The organism is Pseudomonas glycinis (assembly GCF_054871425.1).
Genome location: NZ_JBTYHF010000015.1, coordinates 33,076 through 56,431 on the forward strand (window position 1 = coordinate 33,076; position 23,356 = coordinate 56,431).

The window sequence follows — 23,356 nt, forward strand, 5'->3', positions numbered from 1 at the left end:
AGGGAAGTCTGTGGAGTCAGTTTTTCGCCAGAAATGGCCGGTGGTCCTGTTGACCATCGGCCTCTACCCCGCTTTCACCGTCGGCATTCGCGCCGACGACAACCTTGACAGCAGCTTGCGCAGCATCAGCCCGTCGCAACTGCAACAACCGGCAGGCAATGAAAGCCGTCAGCGCCCTGCCCCTGCTCTGAAAGCGTCCGCCGATGCGGACGCGTTGGGGCTAGAACAAGCGGTCAGGCTGGCCGTGGACTGGCACCCACGCATCGGCGAAGCCATCGGCACCCTGTTCCAGCAAGGCGAAGGGGTCAACGTCGCCGAATCCGGCTATTACCCGCAGGTCACCGGCGGCATCAAGGGTGGCTACACCAGCGGTTACGGCAGCGATGCCGGCAGCCAATCGGTGAACATTTCCCTCAAGCAGATGCTGTATGACTTCGGCAAGGTTTCCAGCTCGGTCGACGCCGCCCGCGCCCGGGTGGCGCGCAGTCAGGCGGGGATTCTGCTGGCGATTGACGACATCGCCCGCGACACCGCCAGGGCCTACATCGAGGTGCAGCGTTATCAGCGTCTGCTCGAGGTTGCCCGCGAGCAGATTCAGGGCATCGGTGGCATCGTCGACCTGGCCAAGCAACGCAGCGACATGGGCGCCAGCACCCGCTCCGATATGGTTCAGGCGCAGTCCCGGGCCGAAGGCGCGACGGCGACGTTGCAGGAATTCAAGGCGCAATACGCACGCTGGCAAGCGACCCTGACCAGTCTGCTCGGACGGCGCACGCCGCCGGCGGTCAGCGCCGCCGCCGCGCCGACACTGACTCAGGCCTGTGACGCGTCGAAGATTTCCGACACCCTGCCCGCCGTTCTCCAAGCCGCCGCGCAACGCACCCAGGCCCAGGCCGAGCTGGCCCAGGCCAAAGCCGAGGCCTACCCGACCCTGTCGCTGCAACCGTCGGTCAACCAATACCTGGACGACCACTACGACGATCAGAACTCGCGCGCTGATCGCACCCAGGCGGGGATCTTTCTCAACCTCGAAGTGCCGATCTATCAGGGCGGCGCGATCAGTGCGCGCAGCCGCGCCGCCGGGCATGCGCTGACCGCAGCGGATTCGGCCGAAGACTTCGCCCGTCTGCAAGCGCGCCAGGGTCTGGCCGAAGCCCAGGCGCAAACCTCGGGTCTGAACCGGCGGCTGCGCTCGCTGGAATTTCGCCAGACCAGCATCACCGAGGCGCGCATGTTGTATGGCCGCCAGTACCTGGAACTGGGCACGCGACCGCTGCTCGACCTGCTTAACGCCGAGCAGGAAATCCATCAGTCGCGCTTCGATCTGGTCAACACCCAGGCTGATCTGCAACGCCTGCAGATCGACTGCTTCTACAACAGCGGTGCGATTCGCCGGGTCTTCGGCATCGACCACAGCGCCATCCAGAATGTCGAGATCCTGCCATGACCGATGCCAGCATCACTGTTCCCGAACCCGCTGCTGCCGAAACTCGCGAAGATTATTCGCCATGGCTGGAAGCGGTGTTGAAGGTCGCCCGCCACTACCGACTCGACGTCTCGCCGGAAAGCGTGCGCCTGGCCTCCGTGCACCGCGAAGGCCGCGTCGAAGAAGTGGTTCGGCACATGGCGCGTCAGGCCGGTTTGAGCGTGAAATTCGCGGTATTCGACAACAAGAGCCTGAGCCGCTGGCGCACGCCGCTGGTGGTGCAACTGCGCGACGGTCAGGTCGGCGTGCTCGAAAGCATCGGCGAAACCGGCGAGCTGGGCATCTGCTTCAGTGGCGATCAAGGTTTGCAGAGTCGCATGGAGGCTGGCGCGCTCGCCGAGCAGGCATTGCGCACGGTGATTCTGCGTCCGACGCAACCGGTGGCCGACGTGCGCACCAACGATTACATCAAGCCCTACGACGAGCACTGGTTCCGCCGCATCGTCCTCACCGATCTGCGGCCTTACAGCCAAGTGATGATCGCCTCGCTGGTGGCCAACCTGCTGGGCATGGCCGGGGTACTGTTTTCCATGCAGGTGTACGACCGGGTGATTCCGGCCGAGTCGCTGCCGACCCTGTACGTGTTGTTCGGCGGGGTGATGCTGGCGCTGCTGTTCGATTTCGTCATGCGCATTCTGCGTCTGCGCATCACCGATGTGCTGGGCAAACGCGCCGACTTGCGCGTCTCCGATCTGGTCTTTGGCCACGCCTTGCGTCTGCGCAATTCCGCACGGCCGAAATCCACCGGTTCGTTCATTTCGCAGTTGCGCGAGCTGGAGCAGATCCGCGACCTGATCACCTCCAGCACCGCCACGGCACTGGCGGACATGCCGTTTTTTCTGCTGTTTCTGCTGGTGTTCTATTTGATCGGCGGGCCACTGGTGCTGATCCCGTTAGTAGCGCTGGTGTTCATGTTGCTGCCCGGGATCATCGCGCAACCGCGTCTGGCGCGACTGGCCAATGCCTCGATGCGTGAAGCGGCGCTGCGCAACGCCATGCTGGTGGAAAGTATTCAGGGCCTCGACGACATCAAGGCATTGCAGGCCGAGCAGCGTTTCCAGCAACAGTGGAATCAGTACAACGCCGCCTCGGCGGACAGCAGCCTGCGCCTGCGCACCTTGACCAACAGCCTGGTGGCGTGGACGCAGAATGTGCAAGGCGGAGTGTTCGCGGTGGTCATTGTGTTCGGCGCGCCAATGGTGATTGCCGGCGACCTGACCACCGGCAGTCTGGTCGCGGCGTCGATTCTGTCGTCGCGGATGATGGGGCCGATGGCGCAACTGACTCACGTATTAACGCGATGGCAGCAGGCCAAGGTCGCGCTCGAAGGCTTGAACCGGATCATGCAGATGCCGGTGGATCATCCCGAAGGCAGTCAGCGCGTGCACCTGCCGGCGATTCGCGGCGACTACCGCCTGCGTCAGGCCAGTTTTCGCTACAGCGAGGAATCGACCCCGGCGCTCAACAACATCGACCTGAGCATTCGCCCCGGCGAGCGCATCGCCCTGCTCGGCCGCAACGGCGCCGGCAAGTCGACGTTGTTGCAAGCGCTGGGCGGCGCGATGGATCTGAGCAGCGGTGAAACCACCCTGGACGGCATCGCCCTGGCACATCTGGATCCGGCCGACCTGCGCCGCGACGTCGGCCTGCTGTCGCAACAGGCGCGACTGTTTCATGGCACCTTGCGCGACAACATCACCCTCGGCGCCGGTCAGGCCAGCGATCAGGAAATCATCGCCGCGCTGACCGTTACCGGTGCGCTGGACTTTGTTCGGCAGCTGCCCAAAGGCATGGATCACCTGGTGCTTGAGGGCGGCCTGGGTTTGTCCGGAGGTCAGCGTCAAAGCCTGTTGCTTTCACGCTTGTTGATCCGTCAGCCACAAGTGCTGTTGCTCGACGAACCGACGGCCGCGCTCGATGACGTCACCGAGCGTCTGCTGCTGGAAAAACTCGCGACCTGGACCCAGGGCCGAACGCTGGTGGTCGCCACGCATCGGGTCAGCGTGTTGCAACTGGTCGAGCGGATCATCGTCCTCGACAACGGGCGTATCGTCATTGACGACCACCGCGACGCGGCATTGGCGCGGCTGCGCGCACCGGGCAAAGGAGTGGCGGTATGAAGCCGATGATGACCGATGTGCCTGACCCGATGTCCTACCTCGACGGCCGTGATGAGCGCGCACTTGCCGGTGGCGCAAAGGTGATCTGGGGTTGCGCGCTGATGCTCGCCTGCTTCATTGCCTGGGCCGCGTGGTTCGAGATCGTCGAGGTCTCGACCGGCACCGGCAAAGTGGTGCCGAGCTCGCGCGAGCAGGTGATTCAGTCGATGGAGGGCGGCATTCTTGAGCAGCTCAATGTCAGCGAAGGTGCTTTGGTCGAGCGCGGCCAGATCCTCGCGCAACTGGACCCGGTGAAGAACCAGTCCAACGTCGGCGAAAGCGCGGCCAAGTACCGCGCGGCGCTGGCCAGCGTCAACCGCTTGCAGGCCGAAGTCAGCGAAAAGCCGCTGACCTTCGATGCATCGCTGCAGGAATTTCCCGATCTGATCCGCGCCGAAACCGAGCTCTATCAGACCCGGCGCAAAGGTCTGGCGGAAACCCTCGACGGTATTCAGAGCTCGCTGAAACTGGTGCGCAGCGAACTGGCGATCACTGAAAACCTGGCGAAGATCGGCGCCTCGAGTCGGGTTGAAGTGCTGCGACTGACCCGTCAACGCTCGGAGCTGGAATTGAAGGCCACCGAAGCCCGCTCCGATTACATGGTCCGCGCCCGCGAAGACCTGGCCAAGGCCAACGCTGAAGCGCAGATGCTCGAAGCGGTGATCCGTGGGCGCACCGATTCACTGTCGCGCCTGACCCTGCGCTCGCCGGTGCGCGGCATCGTCAAGGACATCGAGGTCAGCACGATTGGCGGCGTCATTGCGCCCAACGGCCAGGTCATGCAGATCGTGCCGCTCGATGAACAACTGCTGATCGAGACGCGCATCTCGCCGCGCGACATCGCCTTCATTCACCCGGGCCAGGCGGCGAAAGTGAAAATTACCGCCTATGACTATTCGATCTACGGCAGCCTCGACGGCGAGGTGGTGACGATCTCGCCGGACACCATCCAGGACGAAGCCAAGCCGGAAATCTTCTACTACCGCGTGTTCATCCGTACCGCTTCGGATGAACTGCGCAACAAGGCCGGCAAACGCTTCGCCATCGTGCCCGGGATGATCGCCACGGTGGACATCCGTACCGGCGAAAAAACCGTGCTCGACTACCTCATCAAACCACTCAACCGCGCCCGCGAAGCGTTGCGCGAACGCTGATCAGCGGCTGGCCAGTTTGGTCGCTGGTGGCGTCGTTGGAGTGATGCTGGCCTGATAGCGCGACCACTCGCGATTGATCTCCGCGTACGGCAGGAAAATGCTCACGCGCGGTTGATCGAGCAGGTCCTTGCGCTTGAGGCGGCTGACGTCGTCACGGGTGAGGAACGCCACGTTGATGCCAACCACTTTGCCATCGGCGGAAAACACCGGCCCTCCGGACATGCCTTTGGCCAGCGCGCCATTATGGGTGCCGTAAAGCACATTGCCCTCTTTGACGTCGAGGCGAACCATGGCCGGCAACGCCTGGCCGGTGCCCTTGACCGACATGTACAGCGAATTGAACCCCACCGAAGTCAGCTCCTCGCCCGGCTTGTAGCCGCGCCACGCCGGCACGCTATTGGCCTTGTGGCGGAAGAACTGCACGTCTGCCTGCCCCTGGAAAACCGTGCCCGACAAGTAAGGAATGTGCTTCACCGTCACGGCGAAGTCTTCATTCCATTGCACAGCCGAACCCATCAGCACGTAAGGCAAAGGCGCGCCGGAGTGGACGACAAAGGCTTGGTCTAAAACAGGATCCTGAACAAAAGCGACTGGCATTCCATTGCACCCGCTGAGCAGCAACGACGCTGCAACAAGTGACTTGAGGGGGCGCATTTTCGGTACATCTTGAAGTGAGGAAAGGTGGCTGCAATATGTCATTGCGCCATCACTTCTAACAATAGCGTGAGCCTACCGCTTGTCGGCATGCGATATAGTGAGTTAATGATTGGATCCAAGCAATTTCCCGGCAATACGCGCAATCAACAGCGAATGAACGCAAATGATCGCGATTGTCTTCAACCAGGTCGAGTGATCCCATGCTGACGAAGCTTGCGGTACAGGGTATTGCGGCTAATCCCCAGACGACGGGCAACTCGCGCGACATGCCAGTGTTCAGCTTCGATCATGCTGAGCAGAGTTTGCCGTTCGGATACGCCCAATGGATCGTCAACAGGTTGGTCGTCACTTGCGGGCAGTAACTCGTGCACGTCCTCCAGCGTGACCCGGCCTTCCACTGCCAACGCCACCAACGTCCGCAAACAGGTGCGCAGTTGCCGGACATTGCCCGGCCAGGGCTGCGCCAGCAAGCGCTCTCGAACTCCCGCTTGCAGCCGCACAGTGGCGCCCGCCGCTTCTTCGCGCAGCAGCAGGTCGAGCAGACGGCCCTTGTCGGAACGCTCGCGCAGCGGCGGCAGTTCCACGGCGAAACCGCCAATGCGATAGAACAGGTCCTCGCGCAGGCGTCCGTCGGCCACGCAGGCTGGCAGATTCTGGTGACTGGCGCTGATCAGGCGTACATCAAGCGGTCGCGGCGTTGCGCTGCCCAGCGGCACGACCTGGCGCTCTTCGAGTACGCGCAGCAGACGGGTCTGTAGCGCGAGGGGCATGTCGCCGATTTCGTCGAGAAACAGAATGCCGCCATGGGCCTGCTCAAGCTTGCCGACCATGCCGTCCTTGCGCGCGCCGGTGAAGCTGCCGCCGCGATAGCCGAACAGCTCGCTTTCAATCAGCGTCTCGGGGATCGCCGCGCAGTTGATCGCGACAAACGGCTGGCCGGCGCGGGAACTGGCGCGATGCAGCGCTGCCGCAAAGGCCTCCTTGCCGGTGCCGGTTTCACCTTGCAGAAACACCGGCACGTCACGCTCCAGTACACGCAACGCGCGAGCGAATCCGCGTTGCAGGCGCGGGTCTTCCAGGCACACGCGCTCATCCTTGATTGGCGGGACAGGCGCAAGGGTCAACGGCGCGGAGCGGATCGGTTCGCGCAACTGGCCGTAGAACAAGCGCCCGTCGGCCAAGCGCATCGGCCAGCAGACGTGCGCCTGAGCACTGGCCTGATCGAGCAACTGCTCCATCGGCGTTTCCAGCAACATGGTCAACGACTGCCCGACCATTTGCTCGCGGCTCAGGCCCAACAGATCCAGCGCCGCCGCATTCACCGAACAGATCCGCGCACTCTCGTCGAAGCTGAGCAGGCCTTCACCCAGCAGCCCGACAAACCCGGCGTCGGGATGAAACCGCAGCAAATAGCGCTGCGGATCGTGGCCAAGGAAAAAACAGCTCTCGATCAACCTGGCCGACAGATTGGTCAGGGCCATGGCCTTGAAGCGTTGCTCAAGGCTGCTTTCCTCGCGCACGGAGGAAAGGTTGAGCACCGCGAGCAACCCACCGCTGGCGTCGAATATCGGGCTGGCCGAACAGGTCAGGCCGACGTGCTGGCCACGGAAATGCTCGTCGCGGCGAATGGTCACGTGCTGGCGCTCGACCAGGCAGGTGCCGACACCGTTGGTCCCCTCATGCTCCTCGCTCCAGACCGAGCCGAGCCACAGCCCGGAGCGCTGGAACTCGCCGCGTTCGGCTTCGTTGAACACGCTGTCGATCGCCACGCCGCGCGCATCGGTGAGCAGCACGACATGGCCGTCACGTCCCAGTTGCCGATGCAGGCTGTTCATCTGCCAATGCGCAACGGAGATGATGTGTTCCAACGGCGCACGGTGTTCGCGCAAACGTGCCTGTTCAAGCACATCCGGCGCGCGGCGGCTGGCCGGATCGAGCTGGTATTGATCCAGGCAGCGCCGCCACGAACGGGTGATCGCCAGGTCTGCCGCCGCGCTGTGGCTGGCAACAGAGCCCTGCACGGCTTGCAGTACCTGGCGCGCGTGGGCGTTGATCGAGGCCGGTTTCATTGTTGTTGTTCTCCGCTTCGGTGAAGACACGGGTGTGTCCGCAGCTTAGATGAAAAGCTCGTTGCGGGGGAATTTCGCGCCGAGTGACACAGTGTCATCCGCGATTCTCGAATTTGTGACATTTCGCCTGCGCCAAGCCTTGTCGGCCTTTGCATCAAACGCTCTGGCCCGCGCCTTTCAATGAGATGGCCCAAGCCTTGCTCTGATGCCATGGCTTACCAAAACAACAAGATCGGGAGTGGCCCCATGAACATCGCTATTGAAACCCCTTTGCAATCGCCAACAGCGCAACTTGCGGCCTGGGTCGAACGCCTCGGCGAACGTCTGGCGCAACGAGATGTGGACGGCACGCTGGAGTTGTTTGCCGAAGAATGCCACTGGCGTGACTTGCTGCTGTTCAGCTGGAACCTCGTCACCCTGGAAGGCAAACCGGCGATTCGCGACATGCTCGAAACACGCCTTGAGCAGACCCGGCCCGAACGCTGGCAACTCGAAGGTGAAGCCACGCTCACCGATGGCGTGCTTGAAGGCTGGATGAGCCTGGAAACCGACACCGCACGTGGCAAAGGCTACGTGCGCCTGAAGGACGGTCTGTGCTGGACTTTGTTGACCACCATGCGCGAGCTCAAGGGTTTCGAAGAACCCAGCGGCCGCCGCCGGCCGATGGGCGCGAGCCACGGCCATGCCCACGCTGACAAGCGCAACTGGCTGGAGCGCCGCCGCGATGAAGAAGCGGCGCTGGGCATTACCACGCAACCGTACTGCCTGATCGTCGGCGGCGGTCAGGGCGGGCTCGGCCTCGGCGCAAGGCTCAAACGCATGGGCGTACCGACGCTGATCATCGACAAAGCCGAACGCCCCGGCGATCAATGGCGCGGCCGCTACAAGTCACTGTGCCTGCACGACCCGGTCTGGTACGACCACATGCCCTACCTGCCCTTCCCCGACCACTGGCCGGTGTTCACCCCAAAAGACCAGATCGGCGACTGGCTGGAGATGTACACCAAGGTCATGGAACTCAACTACTGGCCGCGCACTGAATGCCTCGGCGCTACGTTTGACGAAGAGACTGGCCGCTGGACCGTGGAGGTCCTGCGCAACGGCGAGCCCGTCACCCTGCAACCGACGCAACTGATCCTCGCCACCGGCATGTCTGGCGTACCGAATGTGCCGGTGTATCCAGGCGCCGAAAACTTTCAGGGCCAGCAACATCACTCCAGCCGTCACCCCGGCGGCGATGCGTGGAAAGGCAAGCGCGCAGTGGTCATCGGCGCGAACAATTCAGCCCACGACATCTGCGCCGATCTGGTGGAAAACGGCGCCGAGGTGACCATGGTGCAACGTTCGAGCACGCACATCGTGCGTTCAGACAGCCTGATGGAACTGGTTTTCGGCGGGCTTTATTCCGAAGAGGCGCTCGAGTCGGGGCTGACCACGGACAAGGCCGACCTGCTGTTCGCCTCGATTCCGTACAAGGTCATGCCACAGTTTCATCGGCCGATCTTCGACGCGATCAAGGAGCGCGACAAGGACTTCTATGAACGCCTGAACCGGGCGGGTTTCATGCTCGATTTCGGCGATGACGAATCGGGTTTGTTCATGAAATACGTACGCCGTGGCTCGGGTTACTACATCGACGTCGGCGCCTCGGAACTGATCGCCAACGGCACGATCAAGCTCAAGAGCGCGCCGGGCCTCGGTGTCGAACGCATCGAAGCGGATGCGGTGGTGCTCACCGATGGCAGCCGCTTGCCGGCCGATCTCATCGTTTATGCGACGGGTTATGGCTCGATGAACGGCTGGGCCGCGAAGCTGATTTCTCAGCAAGTCGCCGACAAGGTCGGGCGCTGCTGGGGCCTGGGTTCCGGCACCACCAACGACCCCGGCCCGTATGAAGGTGAACTGCGCAACATGTGGAAGCCGACCCAGCAGCAGAACCTCTGGTTCCACGGCGGCAACCTGCATCAGTCACGGCACTATTCGCTGTATCTGGCGTTGCAGTTGAAGGCCCGTTTCGAAGGCCTCGACACCGATGTCTATCGCCTTGCACAGCGGCATCATCTGGGCTGATTCCTCAAGTGGTCGTTCGTCGGTGCGCAGGCCAAGCGCACCGGCGAACTGGAAAGTGCGTGCTAGGGTGTGTAGCCCAAGCACGTTTCAATCCAGGAAAAATGAGGAGGATTCATGCCACTTCATCCCATTCTGTTCATGGGCGGCTCCGGCGCCATCGGCCACCAGACGGCTCGCGCATTGCGCGCAGCGCATCCCGACGTCCCCTTGCTGATCGGCGGACGCGACCTCGCCAAGGCTCAGCAAACCGCCGAGCAAATCGGCAATGCCCAGGGTGTGGTCATCGATGCTCGCGCAGATGATCTGGGGCTGGGTGATCGCCCGGTCAGCGCCATCGCCTTGTTCTACATGGACCATGCCCTCGCCGGGCTACGCTTTGCGCAAAAGCGCAAGGTGCCGCACCTGAGCATCTCTTCCGGCGTGTTCGAAATCGCCCCGCAGATCGCCAGTTTCATCCACTCGCCCGACGCGTCGCCCATTGTCCTCGGCTATGAATGGATGGTCGGTGCCACGACCGTGGCAACGCTGCACCTCACCAAGGCGTTCGCCCGCGTAGATGACATCCGCATTCATGCACTGGTCGACGAACAGGACGGCGGCGGCCCGACCGTCGCCGTCGATTTCGAACACCTGAACAAAATGCTGCCCGCCGCGCTGACCCGCCGCGACGGCAAATTCATCTGGCGCGAAGGCGACGGCGCCAAGGTCAGCTTCCGCGCCGTCGACGGCACAATCATGCAGGGCGCCGGTTTTTCCTCCATCGACGTCACCGGCCTGGCCGCCGCCACCGACGCCCCGAACGTCGAGTTCAACCTCGCCAGCGGCATCAGCTCGACCCGGCGTCAGGGTCTGCCGATGTCGACGGAAATACTCATTGAACTTGAAGGCACGGATCACGATGGCCAGCCATTGCGTACACGCCACGCCGTGGTTCACCAATCAGGCGCAGCAGCGTTGACCGGGCTCAGTGTGGCCATGCTGCTGGAGCGACTGGTTGGGCTGGATGGGCAGCCATCCGTGAAGCCGGGTCTGTATTTTCCCTATCAGTTGCTGGAGGCGCAGGTGTTTTTGCAGCGGTTGAGAGAGGACGGTGGGGAGTTGATCGAACTACTTGAGTGAGACCGCGCACAGGTCGCTCGACACTTGAACTGCTCGTTTGAGAGAGTACCGGTCCTGCCCGCCACTGCTCGCAAGGATTGATTGCCATGGATCGCATCCCCACGCTTTACACCCACCGCCTGATCCTCACCCCGCTGCAACTGAGTGATGCAGCGGCGGTGCAACAATTGTTTCCGCAATGGGAGGTCGTGCGCTATCTCGACAGCCGCGTTCCGTGGCCGTATCCGGACGACGGCGCGCTTGTTTACGTCCGCGATGTCGCGCTGCCCGCGATGGCTGCCGCAAAGGAATGGCACTGGATGATCCGCACCCGCGTTCAGCCCGAGAGCTGCATCGGCAGTATCAGCCTGTTTGATCAACCGGGTAACCATCGAGGCTTCTGGCTCGCCCCTCAGTTTCAGGGCAACGGCTACATGCGCGAGGCCTGCAAGGTGATCAATGCCTTCTGGTTCGACACCTTGATGCGCCCATTGATGCAGGTGCCCAAGGCCGCCGCCAACCACGCCTCGCGCAAGATTTCCGAAGATGAAGGCATGCGGATGGTTGAAACACGGGACGGCCAGTTTGTGGCGGGGCCGATGCCTGTGGAGGTGTGGGAGATCACGCGCAGCGAATGGCTTGCCGAAGAAACAAACCGGTCAATTGATTGTTAGAGCCGATCAAGTGCTCAATCTTGCGTATATGCTGCTGTCTGCAAAATCAGGACAAGTACTCCCCAAACGTTCGAGACAGTAGAAATGATCTCCGATCCAGGAACACCAACGCTTGATCAACTGAAAGTATTTCTGACGGTTGTAGAAGTGGGCAGTTTTGCCGCTGCGGCCAGAAAACTGCATCGCGCGACATCGGTGGTGAGTTACTCCATTTCCAATCTGGAGATGCAGCTCGGGGTTTCACTGTTTGACCGCAAAACCACGCGCAAACCGCAACTGACGGAGGCAGGTCGAACCGTCCTGGCTGAAGCACGCACTATTACCAACGGCGTAAATGGGCTGCGCGCAAAAGTCTCCGGTTTGCTGCATGGGCTTGAAGCAGAAGTTCACCTCGCGCTCGATGTAATGCTCCCTGCCGAGCGAGTAGTCGATGCGTTGAGGACCTTCAGGGAAGAATTTCCCACAGTCACTCTGCACTTGCACATGGAAGCCTTGGGGGCAGTGACCCAACTGGTGATGGAGAAGAAAGCTGGAGTCGGCATCAGCGGTCCGCTGGACATTGGCCTGGACGGCATCGAGCGCATCGGCGTGGGCAGTGTTCAATTGATACCGGTCGCCGCGCCTGCACACCCGCTTGCAACCGAGTGTTCCAAATCCCCTGGCGCTGCCAGAGAGTTTGTTCAATTGGTGCTATCGGATCGTTCAACGCTTACGGGTGACAAGGACTTTGCCGTTGTGAGCACTCGCACTTGGCGACTGGCGGATCTGGGCGCCAAACACATGCTTCTCAAAGAGGGCATCGGATGGGGGAATATGCCGGTGCCCATGGTTCAGTCTGACCTGGACGAAGGACGCCTGGTCGAACTGGATATGCCCGACTGTAAAGGCGGCACCTACGCCTTCGATGCGATTTATCGAACCGACTCGCCGCCCGGTCCGGCTGGGCAATGGCTGATCAAGCGGTTCGGCGAACAGCTTTTGCCGACGTAATCAATCCAGGAAAAAGAGCAAAAATCCGACAGCCTGAGCAAGGCTGCCGGAGAGGTGCATGTCAAAAAGCAGGAAAGTTGAATTGTCGAAAGCGACTGACAACAACTGTTTATCCTCTTTTGATCCCCGGAGGCGCCATGACCGCATTTCGAAAATCCGACTTCCCTTTGAGCGAGGTTCGCCAGCATCTGGAAACCGGCCCCATCGTCCTGGTGACCTCCGCCTGGCAAGGTGAAACCAACATAATGACCATGGGTTGGCACATGATGATGCAGTTCTCCCCCGCCCTGTTTGGCTGCTACATCTGGAGTGCAAACCACAGCTACGAGCTGATCCACAACAGCCAGCAGTGCGTCATCAACGTGCCCACCGTCGAATTGGTGGACCAGGTTGTTGCCGTCGGCAACAGCAGCGGTGGCGCCATCGACAAGTTTGCCCAATTTGACCTCACAGCCGCCCCCGCAGAACGGGTAAAGGCCCCGTTGATCAAAGAGTGCTACGCCAATTTCGAGTGCAAGCTGTTCGACTCGAATCTTATCGGCGAGTACGGTCTGTTCGTGTGGGAAGTGGTCAAGGCGCATGTGGCTACGTCGGTGAAAAACCCCAAAACCCTGCATTACCGCGGGCAGGGGAGATTTATGGTGGCGGGCGAAACCCTGGATTTGCGCGATCAATTCCGCCCACAGAATCTGTAATACGACACCAATAAAAAAGCCGGAATGTTCATTCCGGCTTATGCGTCAGCGCTCGGGATATAACACCATGCCCGCGTGGTACAGCACGTCATCTCGAAACTCTCCGTCTGCGGTAAAGCCAGTATCGTCCACATACTCGATGTGGTCGCCTTCCAGCCAGTAGCGCCCTTGATAAGCGCTTTTTTGCCGACCGCGAGCCTCGTCATATCGCCCTCCTGGCAGCAACTCATGGCGAATATGACCGTCGGCTGTCACCCACATGCCAACGTACTTGACCTGATCGCCGGCTGGATTTGCCGTGGCGTTTTCTTGCGCATCAGGGGTTACGCGAATTTCGACATCGGACATTTTAGAACTCCTGTTTTCAGATCAGAGTTTCCTGCCGTTCAGCAGGACTTGAAGCAAGAGTAAAAAGTCGCGGCGCGGTGCCGGTATGCAATTCCTGCGCAGGTTTTGCCCAATGCTCCAGGCGCTCGCAGAAACGGCTAAGCGAAGGACTACGCGAACTTCTGCAAAGGAGAGAAGGCCCGCGCATCTTTCAGTGCCCGTGCCCACCAGGCCAGCTGGATCAACAACTGCGCCATCGAAACCCGTGCTTGCGCAAAGTGCTCCAGTCCGAAGCCTTGTTCGAGACGCTCGGCAATCTCAGCGAACTTCACATAACCACCAACAGGCATGGCCTGCAGCTTCAACAACTCGCATCCAAGCTCGTCGACCTCATCCTCCCCGCCGGTCGTGGTGCCATAACCAACAAATGAACAAGGTCGTCCCTGGAGGTGTTCAGGCCAGCGCGCCATCAAGACTTTCAATCCATGCTGGTAACCAAGGTGACGTGCGGGCACCAAGACGATATAGGCATCTGCTGCCGCTAGCGCTCTCAAGCACACTCGACGACCGGGTTGTTCCGAAAAATCGTCTATAAATCTCAGGTCAAACGGCTCTACCACGCTCAACGCAAATTCGCTGCGGTCTTGCACCACGGCGGTAATCCATTGCACCAACGCCGTGTCTACGCCGTTGGACTGGTTGCTGTTATGGATCAGTACTAATTGCAGTGTGTGAGTCATTTCAGCCTCCGAGCAGCTATCAACATGGCAATGTTCTACGGTTAGAGAAAACAACGTGACAGCAAGAGCGCGATGGTTGGAAGTGGCCACTTCTTTGCTTGCAAAGTCGGCAACCGTTCCATATCGCGTTGGCAAAATATTAGGCGCGCGAAATGGTAGATAAACAGCCCGTGCCCAGGCACACGATTTATGACGTGAGTTCACATGCGACGACTGGATATCAATTGCTTCGCCGAGATGAGCGTGTTCGTTAAAGTGGTGGAACGCGGAGGTTATTCAGCGGCCGCAAGAGCTTGCGCGATAACCCCCTCTGCCGTGAGCAAGCTCATGACGCGCCTGGAAAGCCGTCTTGGCGCACGTTTGCTGAACAGGTCCACGCGCAAGCAACTGCTGACGCCAGAAGGAATGGCTTTTTACGAACGCAGCGTTGCCATACTGGCCGATCTTGACGAAGCGGAACGCGAAGCATCTGCCAGTTCTGCACCGCAGGGCGTGGTCAGAATCAGCTGTAATGTGGGTATCGGCCGCCAGCTTTTTCTTCCCATCATCAACTTGTTCATGAATCAACATCCTGGGGTCAGCGTCGAACTTTTCCTCACCGATGAGGTGGTCGATCTCATCGAAGCACGTGCGGATATCGCCATACGCACCGGAGCGCTCAAGAACTCCAACCTTGTGGCGAAACGACTCGGGCAATCCAGAGGGCTGATCGTAGGATCTCCTGACTACCTGGCGGCCAAGGGCACTCCGCTGGTGCCTCAAGACCTTGCCGATCACAACTGTCTGGGTTTCACCTTTTCGCCTCCCGCCATGGAGTGGGCCTTGCTCGACGAGAGCGGCGAGCAACGTATGTACCCGGTAAAAGGCAATCTGCGCGTCAGCGATGGCGACGCCTTGCGTGAGTTGACGGTGCTGGGCGCAGGGCTAGCCAAGCTGGGGTTCTGCCAGGTTGCAGATGACCTGGCTGCCGGAAGGTTGGTTTGCGTCCTGCAACCATTCGTGCCTGCAAGCGTCACGGAGATTCATGCGATTTACGTCGGCCAAGGCGGACATCTGCCCGCACGCGTAAGAGCCCTGATGGATTTCCTCGCCGCCCATTTGCATGTTCATTGAACCGCAACGCGGGCAAAGGGCCGTTCCTTCAATGCATAGGCCAGCACAAGAGCCGCGGGCAAAGCAGCGCCCAGTAGGCACAGCCCTTCCCAGCCGACATACCGAATACCGAAACTTGCAACTGCGGAGCCAATAGCGCCGCCAACAAAGTTGATACTGATAAACACCGCGGTAATCCGTGAATTGGCTGCGGGGGCCAGTTTGTAGATGACCGATTGATGGGTGATCTGCAAGCCCATTACGCCAACGTTCAAGGCCATTGCGGCAGCGATAATTATCCAGAGCCCTGTCGCCGCAAAGCTCAGCACTGCCCAGGCCAGTATCATCAACGAGGCCAACCCGAATGCCAGCGCGTGCCGGTAGCCATGATCACAGAGCCGGCCAACCACACCGGGAATCAACGCGCCAGTCACTCCCGTGAGCCCGATCAGTCCGATGCTCGAAGTCGAAAAATCGAACGGCGGTTGCGACAACAGTATTGGTAATCCAGTCCACAACATGCTGAAGCTGGCCATTCCCAGCGCACCGTAAAGCGCCCGGCGAGCAAGCGCTGGATACTCGAGGATGAGTTGCCACAACGAGCGCATCAACTGCTCATAACGCACGGGCTGGCCTCGGCGCTCGGGCTCGGTTGGCAAGGTGATTCTGAGCAGCATGAGCAGGATCAGCGCCGCGCACCCGGCGCTGGCGTACACCAAGCGCCACCCTGCCGCGTTGCCGATACCGCCGGAGACCAGCCACGACAGCGGTATCGCGAGCAAGGCCCCGGTCATCACCACGCCGATCACTTGACCGCGCCGATGCTCAGCTGCGATGGACGCTACGTACGGCACAATCAACATGGCAGCGGATGCCGTGACTCCACTGATCAACACTGCGGCGCAGAACAACAAGAAATTCGGGCTGGCCGCAGCCACAAACAGCGCTAGTGCGTTGATGGTAAACATCCGGCTCAGAAGCGCTCTTCTTTCGAGGACGTCACCGAGCGGGACGACCAGCACAATGCCCAGCGTGTAGCCAAGTTGAGCGCAACTCACCAGCAGGCCGGACGTGGCGAGCGGAATATCAAATGTCCCCGTTACCAACGACAGGATCGGCTGCAGATAATAGAGATTAGCGATCATGGACCCCGCTGCGAATGCGCAAAGCCACATGAAAGGTCGGGACGGGGACGACGAATTCATACAAATACTCCTCGGTAAATGCCGTTCAAAATTGGGCGAGTCAACTCACTCGCCCAGTTTTTCCCGCACCGCGTCGTCCCCGTTAACTCACTCCTCTCAGGTGTTTGCCTGATTCTGTAGCGTCCATGCCATCAGTGCGGGCTTCGCCTGTCAGGCCGTCGGGAAGTCCGCGCCACGGGCGGTAGACTCCCATGCGCTGAACTCGCGGCCCATGGCGGCAAGCTTCGCCTGCGCTGCCTCATAGGCTTCATTGCCCAACAGCAGGCGCGCCGGCGGCGCTGCGCAGGTAACCGCGGCGTAGATCGCCGCTGCCGCCCTGTCTGGGTCGCCAGCTTGATTGCCAACAGATTGCTGGTACGCGCGCATCGCAGCGCCGGCGGTTGCCTGATAATCCTCGGCCACCGTTTGCGCAGCGCCCGAAGACCCCGCCCATTGGGTTCTGAAGGCGCTGGGCTGAACGGTCATCACGCCGATACCCAGTGGCGCAACTTCGGCGCGCAGACTTTCCGACAGGCCCTCAACGGCGAACTTCGTCGCGCAGTAGTGGCCGACCGCTTCGAACCCGACCAGACCGCCTACCGATGTGAGGTTGACGATCATGCCGGTGCGCCGCTTGCGCATGCCTGGCAGTACCGCGCGAATCATATTGGCCGTGCCGAAGTAGTTGACCTCGAACATCCCCCGAACAGCTTCATCGTCGCTGTCTTCTACCGATGAGAAATAGCCAACGCCGGCGTTATTGATCAGCACGTCCACGCGCCCGAAGCGATGCTCGGCCGCCTGTACGACCTGCATCGCCTGCGCCGGATCGGTCACGTCCAGAGGCAGAATCAAAGCGTCGCCGAGGGCGGCCAGATCCTCGATCTGCTGTGTGTTGCGCGCCGTGACCACCACACGCTCCCCCTCATTCAGCAGCGCCGTGGCGATGTGGCGACCGAACCCGGTGGAACAGCCTGTAACCAACCAAACCTTAGTCTCGTTCATTGCAGTACTCCTCTTGATAGCGGCGGTTCAGGATTCGGCTGAACCGCGTTCGAGACCAACGTACCGAATCCGCCCCGCCGCTGTTATCCGATTAGTCCGCGACATTTGCCTGATCCTGCTCACCAACACACGTCGCTGACCACAGTGGAAGGTCCACTTCGATTTCTGCTGCATTTCTATTTTTTCGAACCTGATCATCGAAACTTGTCGGCTATTGCGCAAAGCCGCGCGGTGACATCATCTGCTCCACAACGGCGCTTCATGGTGAGGCGCTGAAATCAGCGGAATCCACGTCATGTCCCACGCAGCCACAATTTCCAGCGTCACTGCCTCAACGTCTTCCAACCTCAACAGCAGCGTTTCCTTGATCGGGCGGATTCTTCTGAGCGCGATCTTCATTCTTTCGGGCCTGTCGAAAATCGCGGCACCGGCCATGATGATTGGCTTTCGGCTCTGTCGGGTTGCCTTTTCCCGCACTGGCGTTGGGCGTGGCGATTGCTGTCGAGGTTCTCGGCGGCGTAGCGTTGATCGCCGGTTATCGCACACGTACCACCGCAGCGCTGTTGGCGATTTTCAGCGTACTGACCGCACTGATTTTCCATAACGCCCTGGCGGACCAGAATCAGTTCATTCACTTCTTCAAGAATATCGCCATGGCCGGTGGGCTCTTGCAGATCGTTTCTTTCGGCGCAGGGCGTTTCAGCCTCGACGCACGTCGCCACTAATCGAATCGCCGGCGCGTCCATTTCTTCCGACGAGCCTTGACCATCACAACGGAGAGAATCATGAAAGCGATCCAAGTCGCGCAGTACGGCCAGGCAGAAGCGCTGGAGCTCAAAGAACTTGCGGATCTGAAACCCAATGACGATCAGGTGTTAATCAATGTTGCCGGTAGTGGGATCAATCCAATCGATTGGAAAATCCTCTCCGGTGCCATGCAGCAATTCATTCCTCTGCCACTGCCCTACACGCCTGGCGTGGAAGTCTCAGGCACAGTCGCCGCGGTGGGCAGGGATGTCAGAGACTTTGTCGTTGGCGACAAGGTGTTCGGGTTTATCGGGATTACCGGCGGATATGCGACCCAGGCCCTCTCAACGCCAGATCGTCTGGCCCACACGCCGACAACACTATCGTTGCAAGAAGCCGGCGGCGTGCCGGCGGCAGCGCTGACTGCTTGGCAAGCCTTGCATGAACACGCCGGGATTCAGGCAGGTCAAAAAGTCCTCATTCACGGCGGCTCAGGTGGCGTGGGCAGCTTCGCAATCCAGCTCGCCCGCCTTGCCGGTGCATATGTGATCGCGACCAGCTCTGCGAAGAACCACGACTATCTGCGTTCACTTGGCGCCGATGAGGTGATTGACTACACCACGGCTAAATTCGAAGACAGCGTTGCTGACCTCGATGCGGTCATTGATCTGGTCGGCGGCGAAACTCAGAACCGCTCATGGAGTGTGATCAAGCGCGGGGGCGTTCTGGTTTCCCCCGTAAGCGCACCCTCTGCACAGAAGGCAAGCGAGCACGGTGTGAGTGGCAAAAATTTCGCCACCCGCTCCGATGGCAGCCAATTGGCCGAGATTGCCGCGCTGTTCACATCCGGCAAGCTCAGCCTTGAGGCTCAAGTGGTACCGCTGACAGGAGTTGTCGACGCGGTTAAACAAAGCTGGGCCGGACACACCCGGGGAAAAATCGTGCTCGATGTCAGCGCTCAGGCCGAATCCTGAACCAGATCGCATACATCGCCGGCAGAAACACCAGCGTGATGATGGTGCCAACAAACGTGCCGCCGATCAGCGTGTACGCGAGCGTGCCCCAGAACACCGAGTGGGTCAGCGGAATGAACGCGAGAATCGCCGCCAGCGCGGTCAACAACACTGGCCGCGCCCGTTGCACTGTCGCTTCAACCACGGCATGGAACGGCGCCAGCCCTTCCTGCTCGTTGTGATGGATCTGCCCGATCAGAATCAGCGTGTTGCGCATTAGAATCCCGGACAGCGCAATCAGCCCGACCAGCGCATTGATGCCGAATGGCTGGTTGAAGATCAGCAGCGTCGGCACCACACCGATCAAGCCTAACGGCGAGGTGAGGAATACCATGATCATCGCTGAGATCGAGCGTACCTGGACGATGATGATCAGCAGCGTCATGGCGATCATGATCGGCAGCAACGGCAGAATCGCTTTGCCGGCCTTGCCGGATTCTTCAATGGCGCCCGCCTGTTCAATCCGGTAGCCGGAAGGCAGGTTTTCGATGATCGGCTGCAACTGCTGGATGATTGCGCCGGAAACGTCCGGTGGCTGTAAACCTTCGGCGATGTCGCCACGGACGGTGATGGTCGGCGTGCGATCGCGGCGGCGCAGGATCGGGTCTTCCATGCGCACTTCGACCTGGCCGATCTGCGACAGCGGGATGCGCTGCCCCGCCGCACCGACCAGGGTGAAGCCTTCGATCTGTGCCGGGTCCAGGCGGATATTGCCCGCCGCACGGCCAACGACCTGCACGGAACGGATGTCCTCGCGCACCGCCGTGATCGGCACCCCGCTGAGCAGAAACTGCAACTGCTGGGCGACTGCGCTGGACGTTAGCCCCACCGCCTGCAAGCGGTCCTGATCCAGGTTGAAATGCAAGGTCGGCGTCAGCGGCCCCCAGTCAGTGTTGACGGTTCTCATCATCGGGCTGTCCTGCATCACTGCCCTGACCTGCTCGGCGATGTCGCGCAATTTCGCCGGATCAGGCCCCATCACCCGGTAGGCCACCGGAAATGGCGAATACGGGCCGAATACGATCTGCGTCGCCCGAACCCGCGCCTCTGGAGCAAGCCCTTCGGCGACCGCTTCGCGCAAACGCAACTTGAGGGTTTCGCGAGCGTCCTGGTTGTCGGTCAGCACGACGATTTTGGCGAACGATGGGTCCGGCAATTCCGGCGCCATTGCCAGGAAAAACCGTGGTGCACCCTGACCGATATAGGCGGTGACGATTTTGGCCTCTTCCTGCTTGTGCAGCCAGGCTTCGACTTTGGCCGCCGCAGCGCTGGTCTGCTCGATGGACGTGCCGTAGGGCATCTGCACTTCAATCATCACTTCGGGGCGGTCAGAGGTCGGAAAGAACTGCTTCTTCACCAGCCCCATGCCCGGAATCGCAACGGCAAACAGCGCGACCACCGTACCGGCCACCAGCCATTTGCGCGTGATCACCCACGCCAGAACGCGCCGGAAACGGTTATAGCGCGGCGTGTCGTAGATTGCCGCGTGCCCGCCTTCGACTTTCTTGATGTCCGGCAACAGCTTCACGCCCAGGTACGGCGTGAAAGCCACGGCGACGACCCACGACGCAATGAGCGCGATGCCGACAATCCAGAACATGTTGCTGGTGTATTCGCCCGCCGTTGATTGCGCGAATCCGTTGGGCAGAAAGCCAATCGCCGTCACCAGCGTACCGGCCAGCATTGGCGCTGCCGTGTGACTCCAGGCATAAGCGGAGGCCTTGATGCGGTCGTAGCCCTCCTCCATCTTCACCACCATCATTTCAATGGCGATGATCGCGTCATCGACCAGCAGCCCGAGCGCCAGAATCAGCGAGCCGAGGGTGATCCGGTCAAAGTTCTTGCCGGTCGCCGCCATCACCACAAACACGATCGCCAGGGTCAACGGCACCGCCGCTGCGACGACCACGCCGACGCGCCAGCCCATGCTGAGAAAGCACACGAGCATGACCACCAGCAGCGCGACAAAGAACTTGACCATGAACTCGCCGACCGCCGAGTCGATATTCACCGCCTGATCGGTGACTTTCGACAGCGTCATGCCCAACGGCATTTCCCCGTTGATCCTGACTGTCTCGGCATCCAGCGCCTTGCCCAGATCGAGACCGTTCCAGCCCTCGCGCATGATCACGCCGAGCAATAACGCTTCTTCGCCGTTGTTGCGCACCAGGAAGGTTGCCGGGTCTTCGTAGCCGCGCTCGACCGTGGCCACGTCAGACAGCTTGAGTGTTCGGCCCTGAGCGACAACAGGCGTGTCACGGATTTTCTGCAACGTATCGAACGCGCCATCGACGCGCAAAAACACCTCTGGCCCTTTAGTTTCGACCGATCCGGCGGGGGTCAGCACGTTTTGATTGTTCAGCGCGGCGAAGATGTCCTGCGGCGACAAGCCCAGCGTCGCCAGCCGATCATGGGAAAACGAAACGAATATCCGCTCGGCCTGCTCGCCGATGATGTTGACCTTTTTCACCCCCGGCACGTGCAACAGGCGCTGGCGCAACGTCTCCGCGTCGCGCACCAGCAAGCGCTGCGGCTCGCCCTTGGCTTTCAAGGCGAACAGCGCGAAGGTCACGTCGGAGAACTCGTCGTTGACCATCGGCCCGACGACACCCGCCGGCAGCTTGATTGCTTCGTCGTCGAGCTTTTTCCGTGCCTGATAAAACTCTTCCTGCACCTGCGATGGCGGTGTGCTGTCGAGCAACGAAACCATGGTGAATGCCAGTCCCGGACGCGTGTAGGTTTCCGAGCGGTCGTACCACTTCAGTTCCTGCAAGCGTTTTTCGAGGGGTTCGGCGACCTGATCCTGCATCTCTTGCGCGGTCGCTCCCGGCCACGCGGTGATGACGGTCAGCTGCTTGACCGTGAACGGCGGATCTTCCGCCCGGCCCAATTTGAAGAACGACAGGACGCCGGCCACGGCGATCAGAAAAATCAGAAACACCGTGATCGCACGTTGGCGCACGGCGATAGCAGAAAGGTTGAACCGGCCCTCGCTCATGGACGACTCCCGGCAATCTGGCCATCGTCGCGGGCAAGCAAGCGCACTTCTTCGCCATCGCGCAGCAGATGCGCGCCCAGCGCGACAATCGGTTCACCGACGTTGAGCTGGCCAGCGACACGGGCCGAGTCATCGCTCAAGCCCAGCACCTCGACCGGCCGCCAGCTCACTGTCGCCGGTGTGCCGGCGATGACCCACACGCCGGGGCCTTTGCCCGGGTCGTAGATCGCGGCGGCGGGCACCTTCAGCGCCTGATCTGGCGGAGAACCCTGGGCAATTTCGACGGTGACCGTCGAGCCGATTGGCGCATTGGCCAAACTGCCTTCGAGCACATAGCGCGCCTCGAAAGTACGAGTTGTGCTGTCGGCCGAATCGGAAAGCAGACGCAGTTTTGCGCTGACGGCAGCCGACGTATCGCCATACAGTTTTGCCTGAGCGGTTGAGCCCGGCGCGGGGCGCAAGGTCTCGGGCAGATGGACGATGGCCTCCCGCTGACCGGCCCGCGCCAGCCGCACCACCGGTTGTCCCGGGCTGACGACTTGCCCGGGTTCGGCGAGGGTTTCCACCACCACGCCATCAGCGTCCGCCAGCAAAACCGCGTAACCCGAGGCGTTGCGCGCTACGTCCGCTTGCGCCACAGCGGCATTGAGTTGCGCCCTGGCGGTGTCAGCGGCGGCTTTGAACTGATCGTAGGCCGATGCCGAAATAGCGCCGGCGGCGACGAGTTTGCGATTGCGCGCTTCATCACCGGCAGTCTGTATGGCTCGGGCGCGAGCGGCGCTCACCGCTTCTTGCTGGGCTCGCGCCTGCAGGCCGAGGTCGATCGGGTCGAGGCGCATCAGTGGCTGGCCGCGCTTGACCGTCTGACCGGTATCAACCAGACGCTCGAGCACCTTGCCCGAAACGCGAAAGCCCAGATCGCCCTGGGTGCGCGCAGCGACGACGCCGGTGAATGATCGAGACCCATTTTCTGCCGGTTGCACCGCCGCCGATCTGACAATCGGCGCCAAGGTACGTGGATCTTTTGAGCTGGAGGAATCCCCGCACGCCGTCAGGGCCAAGGGCAACAAACATACCGCGAGGGGGAAAGGTCGGAGCCGGCGCATGGAATTCCTTCACTCAAAATAGGATGATCATCATATTCTCAGTCTTGTGACCAATATCGTCAACAGTCACGGAGTCACCGGCCCGATGTTCA

Annotated in this window: 19 protein-coding genes and 1 pseudogene; 11 read left to right on the forward strand and 9 right to left on the reverse strand. The window is 60.8% G+C overall.

What is annotated here, in order from left to right; translation table 11 throughout:
- Window positions 1-10: 10 nt before the first annotated feature.
- From ACYSTU_RS26195 to ACYSTU_RS26205, 3 genes are read left to right on the forward strand one after another with little or no spacing between them, the layout of a single operon-like run.
- Window positions 11-1,447 (forward strand): TolC family outer membrane protein, encoded by a 1,437-nt coding sequence (locus ACYSTU_RS26195; RefSeq protein WP_110599261.1) that lies wholly within the window; start codon window positions 11-13, stop codon window positions 1,445-1,447.
- On the forward strand, window positions 1,444-3,606 hold the full coding sequence (locus ACYSTU_RS26200) for a type I secretion system permease/ATPase (RefSeq protein WP_499002551.1): 2,163 nt from the start codon (window positions 1,444-1,446) through the stop codon (window positions 3,604-3,606). The genes ACYSTU_RS26195 and ACYSTU_RS26200 overlap by 4 nt, the downstream gene beginning before the upstream one ends.
- A gap of 5 nt (window positions 3,607-3,611) precedes the next feature.
- Window positions 3,612-4,799 (forward strand): HlyD family type I secretion periplasmic adaptor subunit, encoded by a 1,188-nt coding sequence (locus ACYSTU_RS26205; RefSeq protein WP_370593533.1) that lies wholly within the window; start codon window positions 3,612-3,614, stop codon window positions 4,797-4,799.
- Here the strand turns inward: ACYSTU_RS26205 and ACYSTU_RS26210 are convergent, their stop codons facing one another.
- The gene (locus ACYSTU_RS26210) at window positions 4,800-5,396 is read right to left on the reverse strand and encodes a trypsin-like peptidase domain-containing protein (protein WP_024012659.1); all 597 of its coding nucleotides are present in this window, start codon (window positions 5,394-5,396) and stop codon (window positions 4,800-4,802) included. It lies immediately after the preceding gene.
- A 239-nt stretch (window positions 5,397-5,635) separates the two neighbouring features.
- Window positions 5,636-7,525, reverse strand: a complete 1,890-nt coding sequence (locus ACYSTU_RS26215; protein ID WP_499002554.1) for a sigma-54-dependent Fis family transcriptional regulator — start codon at window positions 7,523-7,525, stop codon at window positions 5,636-5,638.
- Between the two features lie 246 nt (window positions 7,526-7,771).
- Between ACYSTU_RS26215 and ACYSTU_RS26220 the strand changes: the two genes are divergently transcribed.
- From ACYSTU_RS26220 to ACYSTU_RS26240, 5 genes are all read left to right on the forward strand, one after another.
- The gene (locus ACYSTU_RS26220) at window positions 7,772-9,595 is read left to right on the forward strand and encodes an NAD(P)/FAD-dependent oxidoreductase (protein WP_207807215.1); all 1,824 of its coding nucleotides are present in this window, start codon (window positions 7,772-7,774) and stop codon (window positions 9,593-9,595) included.
- A 114-nt stretch (window positions 9,596-9,709) separates the two neighbouring features.
- Window positions 9,710-10,714 carry an NAD(P)-dependent oxidoreductase gene (locus ACYSTU_RS26225; RefSeq protein WP_499002557.1) on the forward strand — a complete coding sequence of 335 codons (1,005 nt, stop codon included), beginning with the start codon at window positions 9,710-9,712 and terminating at the stop codon, window positions 10,712-10,714.
- An 86-nt stretch (window positions 10,715-10,800) separates the two neighbouring features.
- Window positions 10,801-11,367, forward strand: coding sequence for a GNAT family N-acetyltransferase (locus tag ACYSTU_RS26230; RefSeq protein ID WP_499002560.1), 567 nt, complete (start codon window positions 10,801-10,803; stop codon window positions 11,365-11,367).
- 84 nt (window positions 11,368-11,451) lie between these two features.
- Complete coding sequence (locus ACYSTU_RS26235; RefSeq protein WP_024012654.1) at window positions 11,452-12,357, forward strand: LysR family transcriptional regulator; 906 nt, start codon at window positions 11,452-11,454, stop codon at window positions 12,355-12,357.
- Between the two features lie 137 nt (window positions 12,358-12,494).
- Window positions 12,495-13,052 (forward strand): flavin reductase family protein, encoded by a 558-nt coding sequence (locus ACYSTU_RS26240; protein ID WP_223631495.1) that lies wholly within the window; start codon window positions 12,495-12,497, stop codon window positions 13,050-13,052.
- A gap of 45 nt (window positions 13,053-13,097) precedes the next feature.
- Here ACYSTU_RS26240 and ACYSTU_RS26245 read toward each other — a convergent pair whose 3' ends face one another.
- Both ACYSTU_RS26245 and ACYSTU_RS26250 read right to left on the reverse strand, forming a co-directional pair.
- Window positions 13,098-13,400 (reverse strand): Atu4866 domain-containing protein, encoded by a 303-nt coding sequence (locus ACYSTU_RS26245; protein ID WP_499002564.1) that lies wholly within the window; start codon window positions 13,398-13,400, stop codon window positions 13,098-13,100.
- Window positions 13,401-13,549: 149 nt separating this feature from the next.
- A complete protein-coding gene (locus ACYSTU_RS26250; RefSeq protein WP_122610071.1) occupies window positions 13,550-14,119 on the reverse strand; it encodes an NAD(P)H-dependent oxidoreductase in 570 nt (189 codons plus the stop codon).
- A gap of 204 nt (window positions 14,120-14,323) precedes the next feature.
- On the opposite strand from ACYSTU_RS26250, the gene ACYSTU_RS26255 reads away from it, so the two are divergent.
- Window positions 14,324-15,232 carry a LysR family transcriptional regulator gene (locus ACYSTU_RS26255; RefSeq protein WP_207807220.1) on the forward strand — a complete coding sequence of 303 codons (909 nt, stop codon included), beginning with the start codon at window positions 14,324-14,326 and terminating at the stop codon, window positions 15,230-15,232.
- Here ACYSTU_RS26255 and ACYSTU_RS26260 read toward each other — a convergent pair.
- The 3 genes from ACYSTU_RS26260 to ACYSTU_RS26270 all read right to left on the reverse strand — a co-directional run bounded on the left by ACYSTU_RS26260 (window position 15,226) and on the right by ACYSTU_RS26270 (window position 17,835).
- Window positions 15,226-16,416: an MFS transporter gene (locus ACYSTU_RS26260; protein ID WP_338139251.1), complete on the reverse strand. Its 1,191-nt coding sequence runs from the start codon at window positions 16,414-16,416 to the stop codon at window positions 15,226-15,228. The two genes, ACYSTU_RS26255 and ACYSTU_RS26260, sit on opposite strands and share 7 nt — an antisense overlap.
- A gap of 150 nt (window positions 16,417-16,566) precedes the next feature.
- Window positions 16,567-17,400, reverse strand: coding sequence for an oxidoreductase (locus ACYSTU_RS26265; RefSeq protein WP_499002569.1), 834 nt, complete (start codon window positions 17,398-17,400; stop codon window positions 16,567-16,569).
- 237 nt (window positions 17,401-17,637) lie between these two features.
- Window positions 17,638-17,835 (reverse strand): hypothetical protein, encoded by a 198-nt coding sequence (locus tag ACYSTU_RS26270; RefSeq protein WP_499002600.1) that lies wholly within the window; start codon window positions 17,833-17,835, stop codon window positions 17,638-17,640.
- On the opposite strand from ACYSTU_RS26270, the pseudogene ACYSTU_RS26275 reads away from it, so the two are divergent.
- Window positions 17,765-18,125: pseudogene (locus ACYSTU_RS26275) on the forward strand (DoxX family protein). The gene ACYSTU_RS26270 and the pseudogene ACYSTU_RS26275 sit on opposite strands and share 71 nt — an antisense overlap.
- Window positions 18,126-18,185: 60 nt before the next feature.
- Window positions 18,186-19,121 (forward strand): NADP-dependent oxidoreductase, encoded by a 936-nt coding sequence (locus ACYSTU_RS26280; protein ID WP_499002572.1) that lies wholly within the window; start codon window positions 18,186-18,188, stop codon window positions 19,119-19,121.
- Here ACYSTU_RS26280 and ACYSTU_RS26285 read toward each other — a convergent pair.
- Together ACYSTU_RS26285 and ACYSTU_RS26290 are read right to left on the reverse strand one after the other, a co-directional pair.
- Window positions 19,099-22,158 (reverse strand): efflux RND transporter permease subunit, encoded by a 3,060-nt coding sequence (locus ACYSTU_RS26285; protein WP_499002575.1) that lies wholly within the window; start codon window positions 22,156-22,158, stop codon window positions 19,099-19,101. The genes ACYSTU_RS26280 and ACYSTU_RS26285 overlap by 23 nt on opposite strands.
- Entirely contained in the window at window positions 22,155-23,264 is a 1,110-nt protein-coding gene (locus tag ACYSTU_RS26290) for an efflux RND transporter periplasmic adaptor subunit (RefSeq protein WP_499002578.1), read from the reverse strand. Before ACYSTU_RS26290 ends, ACYSTU_RS26285 begins: the two co-directional genes overlap by 4 nt.
- Between the last annotated feature and the right edge of the window lie 92 nt (window positions 23,265-23,356).